Raw genomic sequence first — 12001 nt, forward strand, 5'->3', positions numbered from 1 at the left:
CTTAGATCAAGCCTTTCTTCTGCTTGTAGTCGCGAACGGCCGCCTTGATGGCGTCTTCTGCGAGTACGGAGCAGTGAATTTTCACCGGCGGCAGCGCCAGTTCTTCGGCCAACTGGGTGTTGCTGATGGTGACAGCCTCATCCAGGGTCTTGCCTTTCATCCACTCGGTAGCGAGGGAGCTGGAGGCAATGGCGGAACCGCAGCCGTAAGTCTTGAACTTGGCGTCTTCGATAACGCCTGCGTCGTTGACCTTGATTTGCAGGCGCATCACATCGCCGCACGCCGGAGCGCCGACCATGCCGGTGCCGACATCAGGGTCTTCCGCGTTCATCTTGCCGACGTTGCGCGGGTTTTCGTAGTGGTCGATGACCTTTTCGCTGTAAGCCATGGTACTGAATCCTCACTCATCAGGGCCGCTCTGGAACCCTGTAAAAACGCCTGCGTTTTCCGCCACGTTCTTACAGAGCTTGGGTGGCGGCTTCTATATTTAGTGTGCCGCCCACTCGATCTTGGAGATATCGACACCGTCTTTGTACATGTCCCACAGCGGCGACAGAACGCGCAGCTTGTTGACGGCTTCGCAGACTTTCTGCGCGGCGTAGTCGACTTGCTCTTCGGTGGTGAAGCGGCCGAAGGTAAAGCGGATCGAGCTGTGTGCCAGTTCGTCGTTGCGGCCCAGGGCGCGCAGAACGTACGAAGGCTCTAGGGACGCCGAGGTACAGGCCGAACCGGACGAAACCGCCAGGTCCTTGAGCGCCATGATCAGCGACTCGCCTTCGACGTAGTTGAAGCTCAAATTCAGGTTGTGCGGTACACGGGCGGTCATGCTGCCATTGATGTACAGCTCTTCAAGGTTCTCGACCTGCTTGTAAAAGCGATCGCTCAGGGCTTTGATGCGAATGTTTTCGGCAGCCATGTCTTCTTTGGCTACACGGAAGGCTTCGCCCATGCCGACGATCTGGTGAGTGGCCAGGGTGCCCGAACGCATGCCGCGCTCGTGACCGCCGCCGTGCATGGTCGCTTCGATGCGCACGCGAGGTTTGCGGCTCACGTACAGCGCGCCAATGCCTTTAGGGCCGTAGGTTTTGTGGGCAGAGAACGACATCAGGTCGACTTTCAGCTTGGACAGGTCGATATCAACCTTGCCGGTGGACTGAGCAGCGTCGACGTGCAGCAGAATGCCTTTGGAGCGCGTCAGCTCGCCAATGGCTGCGATGTCGTTGATGGTGCCGATTTCGTTGTTCACGTGGATAACGGAAACCAGGATGGTGTCTTCACGCAGGGCCGCTTCAATCATGGCCGGGGTGACGATACCGTCGGTGGTTGGCTCAAGGTAGGTAACCTCGAAACCTTCACGCTCCAGTTGGCGCATGGTGTCGAGGACAGCCTTGTGCTCAATCTTGGTGGTGATCAGGTGCTTGCCTTTGGTCGCGTAGAAATGCGCCGCGCCCTTGATTGCCAGGTTGTCGGACTCGGTAGCACCGGAGGTCCAGACGATTTCCCGTGGGTCGGCGCCCACCAGGTCGGCGACTTGGCGACGAGCGTTCTCGACCGCTTCCTCGGCTTTCCAGCCGAATACGTGGGAACGGGAGGCTGGGTTGCCGAAGTTTCCGTCAACCAGCAGGCACTCGCTCATCTTTTGCGCGACACGCGGATCAACCGGGGTGGTCGCTGAGTAATCAAGGTAAATCGGCAATTTCATGGACTTTCTCCTAAATCAGGCTGGCTGGCGTGCCGTTAGCTCTTCGGCTGTCACTCGACGGCGGACGCTTCAATCTTGTCCAGACGCGGCGCCTTGGTGTTGCAACGGCGCTGGTCCTGACGCTGGGCTACTTCTTGCACCTCACGGCGAGTCACAAGATCAGCCAAGCTGATACCACTCAAAAACTCATGGATCTGCAGGCTCAAGTCACACCACAAGTGGTGCGTCAGGCAGGTGTCGCCGGCGTGGCAGTCACCCAAACCCTGGCATTTGGTGGCATCGACGGATTCGTTCACCGCGTCGATCACCTGAGCTACCTGGATGCCCTGCATATCGCGGGACAATTGATAGCCGCCACCCGGCCCACGCACGCTGGAAACCAAGTTGCTGCGGCGCAATTTGGCGAACAGCTGCTCGAGATAGGACAGGGAAATGCCTTGGCGCTCGGAGATATCGGCCAGGGACACCGGCCCAGTTTGCGCGTGCAAGGCCAGGTCAAGCATGGCGGTCACCGCGTATCGGCCTTTTGTAGTCAGTCTCATGGACAAGTACCAAGGTGTTTCAGAATGGGGGCAAGTATGCGATTCCCGAGTATTTAAGTCAACTATAAGACCTAGTACTTTAGTCAGGATTACCCGTAAAAAGGGCGCGCGAATAATAGCAGGGTGGGGTGGGGACGAACAGCGGGAACCGGGCCACGACTCAATCTCAAGACCAATGGAAGCCAAATGTGGGAGCTGGCTTGCCTGCGATAGCGGTGGGTCAGCCCCCCCCTAAATGAGCTGGCAGACCGCTATCGCAGGCAAGCCAGCTCCCACAGAAGGTTTTATCGAGCTTAAGATTTAGCCAGTCTTGGTGGTGGCAGCTTCAACCTTGATCTCGGCGAAGTCTTCTTCGCGCAGCTCAGGCAGGTCTTTCGCACAGTAGCTGCTGCCCAGCTCCTTCAATGCGCCACACATACCGTCCAGCTTGCCATCCACGGCCTGCAGGTGGTCGAGCAACTGGCCAATGGCACGCGCCACCGGGTCGGGCATGTCTTCGCTGACACCGTAGGCATCAAAACCGATCTTCTCGGCCATGGCTTTGCGCTTGGCCTCCTGCTCGTCACCGAGTTCCGGCTTGACGATGATGCGCCCGGGAATCCCCACCACCGTCGCGCCAGGCGGTACGGCCTTGGTCACCACCGCATTGGAGCCCACCTTGGCACCGGCGCCGACAGTGAACGGGCCAAGCACTTTGGCGCCCGCCCCCACCACGACGCCATCGCCCAGTGTCGGGTGACGCTTGCCTTTATTCCAACTCGTGCCGCCCAGGGTCACGCCCTGATACAGCGTCACGTCATCACCGATTTCGGCGGTTTCGCCAATCACGATGCCCATGCCATGGTCGATAAAGAAGCGACGACCGACCTTGGCGCCCGGGTGAATCTCGATTCCGGTCAACCAGCGCCCAAAGTTCGACACCAGCCGCGCCAACCACTTCCAGCCCATGCCCCACAAGACACCGGACAGGCGGTGAATCCAGATCGCGTGCATGCCCGGGTAGCAGGTCAGCACTTCAAAGGCGTTGCGCGCCGCCGGGTCACGGTGGAAAACACTCTGGATATCTTCTCGCAAACGCTCGAACATTTTTAATCCTTCCGCTTAAGAAGCTCACCACGGGCCGCTTTCTGGGTTTCCGTGAGGATGCCACGCAATATATTCATTTCTGCCCGGCTGACCGAGCTACGGCCGTACAAGCGACGCAGGCGTGCCATTAAGTGCCGTGGCTTTTCCGGGTCGAGGAATTCGATGGCCACCAGGGTTTGCTCCAGGTGCTCATAGAATCGCTCCAGCTCGTCCATGGTGGCCAGCTCGCCACTTTTGGTCGATGCCACTTCATCCTTCTCGACCTTGCTCGGCTGGCCTTCAGCAGCCAGCCAGGCCATGCGCACTTCGTAACTCAACACCTGCACCGCTGCCCCGAGGTTCAGCGAGCTGAACTCAGGATCTGATGGAATGTGCACGTGGTAATGACATCGCTGCAGCTCTTCGTTGGTCAGGCCGGAATCTTCACGACCAAATACCAAGGCGATTTCTGCACCACCCGCAGCCTCCTCCACCACTTTGGTGCCGCACTCACGCGGATCCAGCAATGGCCAGGGGATTCGACGGTCGCGGGCGCTGGTGCCGAGCACCAGGTTGCAGCCGACCAAGGCGTCTTCCAAGGTGGCGACGACCTGGGCTTTTTCAAGGATGTCATTGGCGCCGGATGCGCGGGCATCGGCCTCGTGGTGCGGGAACACACGCGGCTCGACCAGCACCAGGCGCGTCAGCCCCATGTTTTTCATGGCTCGCGCCACCCCGCCGATGTTGCCGGGATGACTGGTATTGACGAGGACGACACGGATGTTTTGCAGCAAGGGAGGCGCTCTCGGACACAGGAAAGGGGAGCAAATCTTACAGAACAGCCTAAGGTTATGCCATGAAAGCTAACGTCGTCCTTCACCTGAAGAAAGTTTCTGCTAGAATGCCCGGCTTTCTTTAACAACCTTAGGTGACACATCCATGCAGCCCATGCTGAATATCGCGCTGCGCGCCGCCCGCAGCGCCAGTGAATTGATCTTCCGCTCCATCGAGCGCCTGGATACCATCAAGGTCGACGAAAAAGACGCCAAGGATTATGTATCCGAGGTGGACCGCGCCGCCGAGCAAAAAATCATCGACGCGCTGCGCAAGGCCTACCCTACCCACGGCATCCTCGGTGAAGAAACCGGCTTGCACAAAGGCAGCGGCGAAGGCGAAGACTACCTGTGGATCATCGACCCACTGGATGGCACCACCAACTTCCTGCGCGGCATCCCACACTTTGCAGTCAGCATCGCCTGCAAATACCGTGGCCGCCTGGAACACGCCGTCGTACTCGACCCGGTTCGCCAGGAAGAATTTACCGCCAGCCGTGGCCGTGGCGCCCAGCTGAACGGTCGTCGCCTGCGTGTCAGCGGCCGTACCAGCCTGGACGGCGCCCTGCTGGGCACTGGCTTCCCGTTCCGTGACGACCAGATGGACAACCTGGAAAACTACCTGGGCATGTTCCGCGCCCTGGTTGGCCAGACCGCCGGCATCCGCCGCGCCGGTGCTGCCAGCCTGGACCTGGCGTATGTTGCCGCCGGTCGTTTTGATGCGTTCTGGGAGTCGGGCCTGTCCGAGTGGGACATGGCTGCAGGCGCCCTGCTGATCCAGGAAGCTGGCGGCCTGGTGAGCGACTTCACCGGCGGTCACGATTTCCTGGAGAAAGGCCACGTAGTTGCCGGCAACACCAAATGCTTCAAGGCGGTACTGACGGCGATCCAGCCGCACCTGCCGGCTTCGCTGAAGCGTTAAGCGAGCGAGCACAAAAAAGCACCCCTAGGGGTGCTTTTTTGTGCCTGGGATTTGGTATCTCAACAGCCAACACAATCCAATGTGGGAGCTGGCTTGCCTGCCCCCACACTTGGATTGATGTCAGACTTATTGCTGGTTCTGACCCAGGATCAGACGACCTTCCTTATCCACTGGAATCTGGCCGCCCGGATCACGATCCATACGCACGGAACCTTCCTTACCGTCCAGGTTGTAGCGCACGTCGTAACCGACCACCTTGTCACTGATGTCATTGACCGTGCTGCAACGCTGCTGCGTGGTGGTATAGGTATCGCGATTCTGCATACCTTCCTGCACCTTGTTACCGGCGTAACCGCCACCAACCGCACCGGCTACAGTAGCCAGCTTCTTGCCATTACCGCCACCGACCTGGTTGCCCAACAGGCCACCGGCCAGCGCACCGACCACGGTGCCGACGATTTGATGCTGATCCTGCACCGGCTTCTGCCGGGTCACGGTGACGTCCTTGCAGACCTCACGAGGGGTTTTGATCTGGGTTTTCACCGGCTGCACTGCCAGCACTTGCGCATACTCAGGGCCGCTTTTTACCAGGCTGTAGGTGGCAACAGCACCCCCGGCAGTCACACCGACAGCACCCAATACCGCACCAACCAGTAACGACTTGTTCACGTGAACCTCCTGACCATCACAAGCGGACCGAAACGTCCGCGCTATACCCAGCCTTGGAGCAAAAAAAAAGGCACGAGTTCAATACTCGTGCCTTATTTGTAACAGCGTATCAACGATCGCCCATCAAGGACGGTCGTCGACCTCCTTGCCGGTAGCGGCAGGCGGGATCAAGTCTTCGCTGTTGAGGTTCAGCCAGATCAGCACCACGTTCGCGATGTAGATCGACGAGTAGGTACCCGCCAGAACGCCGATGAACAGCGCCAGGGAGAAGCCCCACAGGTTGTCGCCACCGAAGATCATCAGCGCAGCGATCGCCAGCAAGGTGGAGATCGACGTCGCCATGGTCCGCAGCAGGGTCTGGGTGGTGGAAATGTTGATGTTCTCGATCAGCGTAGCCTTGCGCAGTACGCGGAAGTTCTCACGAACGCGGTCGAATACCACGATGGTGTCGTTGAGCGAGTAACCAATGATCGCCAACACCGCCGCCAACACCGTCAGGTCGAAGGTGATCTGGAAGTACGCCAGGATACCCACGGTGACGATAACGTCGTGGATCAGCGACACAATCGCGCCGACGCCGAACTTCCACTGAAAGCGGAACGCCAGGTAGACCATGATGCCGGCCAACGCCATCAGCATGCCGAGGCCGCCTTGGTCGCGCAGCTCTTCACCCACCTGCGGGCCTACGAACTCGACACGCTTGACCGACGCCGGGTTGTCACCGCCGACCTTCTGCAAGGCTTCAGCTACCTGATGACCCAACTGCGGGTCTTCGCCCGGCATACGCACCAGCAGGTCGGTGGTAGCACCAAAGCTCTGCACGATGGCTTCGTGATAGCCGGCCTTGACCAGCTCGCTGCGCACCAGGGTAACGTCGGCCGGCTTCTCGTAGGTCAGCTCGATGAGCGTACCGCCGGTGAAGTCCAGACCGTAGTTCAGGCCCTTATGGAACCAGCTGAACAACGCCAGAACGGTAAGGAGCACTGTGGCGCCGAACGCAATGTTGCGAACGCCCATGAAGTTGATTGTACGTAACATGGCAGCCCCTTAAATCCACAACTTCTTGAAGTCACGTCCGCCAAAGATCAGGTTGACCATTGCGCGGGTCACCATGATGGCCGTGAACATCGAGGTAAAGATACCGAGGGACATGGTCACCGCAAAACCTTTGACGGGGCCGGTGCCCATGGCAAAGAGAATCCCGCCGACCAGCAGAGTGGTCAGGTTGGAGTCGAGAATCGCGGTAAATGCCCGGCCGAAGCCTTCGTTGATTGCACGTTGTACGGTCATGCCCGCCGCGATCTCTTCACGAATCCGCGAGAAGATCAGTACGTTGGCGTCTACCGCCATACCCATGGTGAGTACGATACCGGCGATACCTGGCAGGGTCAGCGTTGCGCCCAGCAGCGACATCAGTGCCAGCAGCATCACCATGTTGCCCGCCAGCGCCACGGTGGCGATGACGCCAAAGAAGCGGTAGATGGCGATGATGAACAGGGATACGAACAGCATGCCCCACAAGGCCGCGTCGATACCCTTGGTGATGTTGTCGGCACCCAGGCTCGGGCCAATGGTGCGCTCTTCAGCGAAGTACATCGGCGCCGCCAGGCCACCCGCACGCAGCAGCAGTGCCAGCTCGGACGACTCGCCCTGGCCATTCAGGCCAGTGATGCGGAATTGAGCACCCAGCGGCGACTGGATGGTCGCCAGGCTGATGATCTTCTTCTCTTCCTTGAAGGTCTGCACCGGCACGTCTTTCTCGACACCGTCGACCATTTGCTTGGTGTAGGTGGTGACCGGGCGTTGCTCGATGAAGATCACCGCCATGCTGCGACCGACGTTGCTGCGCGTGGCGCGGCTCATCAGGTCACCGCCATGGCCATCCAGACGGATGTTCACTTCCGGAGTACCGTGCTGCGAATCGAAACCCGCCTTGGCGTCAGTCACCTGATCACCGGTGATGATCAAGCCACGCTCGATCAGCGCTGGAGGACGGTTGCCTTCGCGGAACTCGAATTCTTCGGCAGTCGCGCGAGTCGCACCCGGCTCAGCCGCCAGACGGAATTCCAGGTTGGCGGTTTTACCCAGGATACGCTTGGCTTCAGCGGTATCCTGTACGCCTGGCAGTTCAACCACGATGCGGTTGGCGCCCTGACGCTGCACGATCGGCTCAGCCACACCCAGCTCGTTGACGCGGTTACGGACCGTGGTCAAGTTCTGCTTGATGGAATATTCGCGGATTTCCGCGATCTTGGCCGGGCTCATGGCCAGACGCAGTACAGCCTGACCGTTCAGGTCAGCCGGCACGATGTCGAAATCATTGAAGTTCTTGCGCACCAGGGCACGGGCCTGTTCGCGGGTCGCTTCATCAGAGAAGCCCAGCTGGATGGCACCGTTGAGCTGCGGCAGGCTGCGATAACGCACCTTCTCTTTGCGCAGCAGGCTCTTCACGTCGCCTTCGTAGACTTTCAGGCGCGCGTCGAGGGCTTTGTCCATGTCGACTTCCAGCAGGAAGTGCACACCACCGGACAAGTCCAGACCCAGCTTCATCGGGTGCGCGCCAATGCTGCGCAGCCATTTCGGCGTAGTCTGTGCCAGGTTGAGCGCGACTACGTAGTCGTCACCCATGGCCTTGCGCACGACGTCTTTGGCCGGCAATTGGTCTTCGGCCTTGGTCAGGCGCAACAAACCGCCTTTCGCATCAGACGCCAGGGTTGCCGCTTTTACCTGGATACCGGCGTCGGTGAGCGCTTTGCTCGCACGGTCCAAGTCAGCCTGATTGACCTGCAGCGTAGTGCTGGCGCCAGTGATCTGGATCGCAGGGTCATCAGGATAAAGATTGGGAGCGGAATAAATAAAACCGATCGCCAGCACCGCCAGGATCAGTACGTATTTCCACAGAGGGTATTTGTTCAGCATCACGCCGCCCGCTTATAACGCGGGGCGCCTTGCGCGCCCCGTCGATTGGTAAAGGTTGTTACTTAGATCGCTTTGAGCGTGCCTTTTGGCAGCGTGGCGGCGATGGCGCCCTTCTGGAACTTCATTTCTACGGTGTCGGAGACTTCCAGAACCACGAAAGCATCGGAAACCTTGGTGATCTTGCCGGCGATACCGCCAGTGGTCACCACTTCGTCGCCTTTCTGCAGGCTGCCCAGCAGGTTTTTCTGCTCTTTGGCGCGCTTGGCCTGTGGACGCCAGATCATCAGGTAGAAGATGACCAGGAAGCCGACCAGGAAAATCCACTCGAAACCACCGCCCATAGGGCCGGCAGCGGCAGGCGCAGCGGCGTCAGCCATGGCATTAGAGATAAAAAAGCTCATTTAGCACTCCAGTTGCAAATAGTGAATCTTAGGGTCGGAAAACTCAGTCCAAGGGCGGCACAGGGAGCCCGCGCTTGGCATAGAAGGCATCGACGAAGGCGGCCAATGTACCCTGTTGAATAGCCTCGCGCAAACCAGCCATCAGGACTTGGTAGTGACGCAAATTGTGGATGGTATTCAACATGCTACCCAGCATTTCCCCGCACTTGTCCAGATGGTGCAGATAAGCACGCGAGAAGTTCTGGCAGGTGTAGCAGTCACAGGTGGGATCGAGCGGCGAATCATCATGGCGATGGAACGCGTTACGGATCTTCAGCACGCCTGTATCGATGAACAGATGCCCATTGCGGGCATTACGGGTTGGCATCACGCAATCGAACATGTCCACACCGCGGCGCACACCCTCTACGAGATCTTCCGGTTTGCCAACGCCCATAAGGTAACGAGGTTTGTCAGCGGGCATCAGGCCCGGCAGGTAATCCAGCACCTTGATCATCTCGTGCTTGGGCTCACCCACCGACAGACCGCCGATGGCCAGGCCGTCAAAGCCGATTTTGTCGAGGCCTTCCAGCGAGCGCTTGCGCAGGCTTTCGTGCATGCCACCCTGGACGATACCGAACAGCGCAGCGGTGTTATCGCCGTGGGCGTTTTTCGAGCGCTGAGCCCAACGCAACGACAGTTCCATGGAGATACGCGCGACATCTTCATCCGCTGGATAAGGCGTGCACTCGTCAAAAATCATCACGATGTCGGAGCCAAGATCACGCTGCACCTGCATCGACTCTTCAGGGCCCATGAACACTTTGGAACCGTCCACCGGTGAGGCGAACGTCACGCCCTCTTCCTTGATCTTGCGCATGGCACCCAGGCTGAACACCTGGAAACCACCGGAGTCGGTGAGGATCGGGCCTTGCCACTTCATGAAGTCATGCAGGTCGCCATGCTTCTTGATCACTTCCGTGCCCGGGCGCAGCCACAGGTGGAAGGTGTTGCCCAGGATGATCTCGGCGCCAGTGGCGACGATGTCGCGCGGCAGCATGCCTTTTACCGTGCCGTAAGTGCCCACGGGCATGAAGGCCGGGGTTTCGACGGTGCCACGCGGGAACGTGAGGCGACCACGACGAGCCTTGCCATCCGTGGCCAACAATTCAAACGACATACGACTCATAGTTGCTCCTCATGGCCCGCTTCTTTAGGAGCAGTCGGCGCAGGGTTACGGGTGATAAACATCGCATCACCGTAGCTGAAAAAACGGTATCCATTATCGATGGCGGCTTTATACGCCGCCATTGTTTCGGGATAACCCGCGAAGGCCGACACCAGCATCAACAGCGTGGATTCCGGCAAATGGAAATTGGTCACCAGGCAATCGACCACATGGAACGGCCGGCCCGGAAAAATAAAGATATCGGTGTCGCCACTGAACGGCTTGAGCACACCATCGCGCGCGGCACTCTCCAGCGAGCGCACGCTGGTGGTGCCCACCGCCACAACACGACCGCCGCGCGCCTTGCACGCAGCCACCGCATCCACGACGTCCTGGCTGACTTCCAGCCATTCACTGTGCATATGGTGGTCTTCGATGTTATCCACACGCACCGGCTGAAACGTGCCGGCCCCCACGTGCAGGGTCACATAAGCGCTTTCGACACCCTTGGCGGCGATGGCATCCAGCAGCGGCTGGTCGAAGTGCAGGCCGGCCGTTGGCGCGGCCACGGCGCCGAGGCGCTGGGAGTACACCGTCTGGTAGCGCTCGCGGTCCGAGTCTTCGTCGGGGCGGTCGATATAAGGAGGCAGCGGCATATGGCCGACACGCTCCAAAAGCGGCAACACTTCTTCGGCAAACTTGAGCTCGAACAACGCATCATGGCGCGCAACCATCTCGGCTTCGCCACCGCCATCGATAAGGATGCTCGAGCCGGGTTTCGGCGACTTGCTGGAGCGCACATGGGCCAGCACGCGATGGCTGTCCAGCACCCGCTCCACCAGAATTTCCAGCTTGCCGCCGGACGCTTTCTGGCCAAACAGCCGTGCCGGAATCACCCGGGTATTGTTAAACACCATCAAATCGCCTGGGCGTAAATGCTCAAGCAAATCAGTGAATTGACGGTGTGCAAGGGCACCGCTCACCCCGTCCAGGGTCAGCAGTCGACTGGCGCGACGCTCGGCCAAAGGGTGGCGAGCGATCAGCGAATCAGGGAGCTCAAAAGTAAAGTCAGCAACGCGCATGATGGGGTTCGTCTAGCAGGGCCGGGAAGTCTAGCGGAAATAGTGAAAATAGACCATGAAACGTGATTGACCAACGGTAATCTCATCTCTATACTTCGCCGCCATTGAGCCCTGATGGCGGAATTGGTAGACGCGGCGGATTCAAAATCCGTTTTCGAAAGGAGTGGGAGTTCGAGTCTCCCTCGGGGCACCATCTTAAAGAAAGACCTTGAATTTCAAGGTCTTTTTTTTCGTCTGTAGAAAAGTGAGATTCCAGCGCTGGCCGCCGCAATGGCGCCCAGAAGGCAAAATCATGAAAGAACAAGCCCTATGACCATAAGCCCTTTCAAAACCTCATGAGCGCCTTCAGAGGCCGTCGGAGCGTTGCGATTATCCTACCGCCCTCGACCTGAATAACGACCTTGCACGATCTGATGAACCTGGGATGCAGCAGAGCGTCGGCACCCATGTCGATATGAGCATCGAGCCAGTCTTCTGGAATGGCAAGGAGGCGAGCTTCTGGAGGCGTCCTGACGCGTGCTGTGCACCCGTTAGTGCGCATTGATGGTGGCTTTTTCGCGGAATAGCTTGCGGGACACTTTTCGAGCGCGCAAAACAAAACCCCATCTGCTTTCGCAAATGGGGTTTCGGAATTTAATCTTGACGATGACCTACTCTCACATGGGGAAACCCCACACTACCATCGGCGATGCATCGTTTCACTACTGAGTTCGGGATGG

At 58.8% G+C, this 12001-nt stretch carries 12 protein-coding genes, 1 tRNA gene and 1 rRNA gene; 2 read left to right on the top strand and 12 right to left on the bottom strand.

Going from position 1 to position 12001, the window contains the following annotated elements:
* Position 1 precedes the first annotated feature (1 nt).
* The 5 genes from iscU to trmJ form a co-directional block, all read right to left on the bottom strand.
* On the bottom strand, positions 2-388 hold the full coding sequence (gene iscU / locus ASE80_RS09860; protein WP_003175965.1) for a Fe-S cluster assembly scaffold IscU: 387 nt from the start codon (positions 386-388) through the stop codon (positions 2-4).
* A 99-nt stretch (positions 389-487) separates the two neighbouring features.
* On the bottom strand, positions 488-1702 hold the full coding sequence (locus ASE80_RS09865) for an IscS subfamily cysteine desulfurase (protein ID WP_017135944.1): 1215 nt from the start codon (positions 1700-1702) through the stop codon (positions 488-490).
* A gap of 50 nt (positions 1703-1752) precedes the next feature.
* Positions 1753-2244: a Fe-S cluster assembly transcriptional regulator IscR gene (iscR, locus tag ASE80_RS09870; protein WP_003194020.1), complete on the bottom strand. Its 492-nt coding sequence runs from the start codon at positions 2242-2244 to the stop codon at positions 1753-1755.
* 300 nt (positions 2245-2544) lie between these two features.
* Entirely contained in the window at positions 2545-3330 is a 786-nt protein-coding gene (gene cysE, locus ASE80_RS09875; protein WP_056858738.1) for a serine O-acetyltransferase, read from the bottom strand.
* 2 nt (positions 3331-3332) lie between these two features.
* Positions 3333-4103 (bottom strand): tRNA (cytosine(32)/uridine(32)-2'-O)-methyltransferase TrmJ, encoded by a 771-nt coding sequence (gene trmJ, locus ASE80_RS09880; protein WP_003210307.1) that lies wholly within the window; start codon positions 4101-4103, stop codon positions 3333-3335.
* A gap of 145 nt (positions 4104-4248) precedes the next feature.
* On the opposite strand from trmJ, the gene suhB reads away from it, so the two are divergent.
* Complete coding sequence (gene suhB, locus ASE80_RS09885; RefSeq protein ID WP_003175971.1) at positions 4249-5064, top strand: type III secretion system regulator SuhB; 816 nt, start codon at positions 4249-4251, stop codon at positions 5062-5064.
* 126 nt (positions 5065-5190) lie between these two features.
* On the opposite strand, the gene ASE80_RS09890 is transcribed toward suhB, so the two are convergent.
* The 6 genes from ASE80_RS09890 to queA all read right to left on the bottom strand — a co-directional run bounded on the left by ASE80_RS09890 (position 5191) and on the right by queA (position 11282).
* Positions 5191-5733 carry a glycine zipper 2TM domain-containing protein gene (locus ASE80_RS09890; protein WP_017135941.1) on the bottom strand — a complete coding sequence of 181 codons (543 nt, stop codon included), beginning with the start codon at positions 5731-5733 and terminating at the stop codon, positions 5191-5193.
* Between the two features lie 123 nt (positions 5734-5856).
* Positions 5857-6771, bottom strand: a complete 915-nt coding sequence (gene secF / locus ASE80_RS09895) for a protein translocase subunit SecF (protein ID WP_056858739.1) — start codon at positions 6769-6771, stop codon at positions 5857-5859.
* A 9-nt stretch (positions 6772-6780) separates the two neighbouring features.
* Positions 6781-8652, bottom strand: a complete 1872-nt coding sequence (gene secD / locus ASE80_RS09900) for a protein translocase subunit SecD (protein WP_056858740.1) — start codon at positions 8650-8652, stop codon at positions 6781-6783.
* 62 nt (positions 8653-8714) lie between these two features.
* A complete protein-coding gene (gene yajC / locus ASE80_RS09905; protein ID WP_003175975.1) occupies positions 8715-9053 on the bottom strand; it encodes a preprotein translocase subunit YajC in 339 nt (112 codons plus the stop codon).
* Between the two features lie 43 nt (positions 9054-9096).
* Positions 9097-10212, bottom strand: a complete 1116-nt coding sequence (gene tgt, locus ASE80_RS09910; RefSeq protein WP_003175976.1) for a tRNA guanosine(34) transglycosylase Tgt — start codon at positions 10210-10212, stop codon at positions 9097-9099.
* A gap of 5 nt (positions 10213-10217) precedes the next feature.
* Positions 10218-11282 carry a tRNA preQ1(34) S-adenosylmethionine ribosyltransferase-isomerase QueA gene (queA, locus tag ASE80_RS09915; RefSeq protein WP_056858741.1) on the bottom strand — a complete coding sequence of 355 codons (1065 nt, stop codon included), beginning with the start codon at positions 11280-11282 and terminating at the stop codon, positions 10218-10220.
* A 108-nt stretch (positions 11283-11390) separates the two neighbouring features.
* On the opposite strand from queA, the gene ASE80_RS09920 reads away from it, so the two are divergent.
* Positions 11391-11475, top strand: a tRNA-Leu gene (locus ASE80_RS09920).
* A gap of 444 nt (positions 11476-11919) precedes the next feature.
* On the opposite strand, the gene rrf is transcribed toward ASE80_RS09920, so the two are convergent.
* Positions 11920-12001, bottom strand: a 5S ribosomal RNA gene (gene rrf / locus ASE80_RS31770); the annotation flags it as partial.

The organism is Pseudomonas sp. Leaf15, from assembly GCF_001421425.1.
Taxonomy (GTDB): domain Bacteria; phylum Pseudomonadota; class Gammaproteobacteria; order Pseudomonadales; family Pseudomonadaceae; genus Aquipseudomonas; species Aquipseudomonas salomonii.